Below are 254 nucleotides of genomic sequence, written 5' to 3' on the forward strand. Positions count from 1 at the left end.
GTATTGCGGCGGCGCCGTCACCTGCGCGCCGAGCTCGGCCGCCGCGTGCCACGGCCAGCGCCGGTCGTACAGCATCGCGCGCGCCATCGCGACGAAATCGGCATCGCCGGCCTCGATCAGCCGGTTCGCGTGCGCGGGCTCGTTGATCAGCCCGACCGCGATCGTCGGCATGCCGACCGCGCGCTTCACGGCCTGCGCGAACGGCACCTGGTAGCCGGGTGACAGCGGAATCTTCTGCAGCGGCGACACGCCGC

The 254-nt window shown here is 72.8% G+C and carries 1 protein-coding gene; it reads right to left on the reverse strand.

The genetic code is table 11. The features are described from left to right. The coding region (locus tag AC1RPY_RS08065) for an oxidoreductase (protein WP_481763164.1) at window positions 1-254 on the reverse strand (254 nt) is incomplete at both ends.

The sequence above is a fragment of the Dellaglioa sp. CoH-56-MRSF-12 genome (assembly GCF_056782075.1).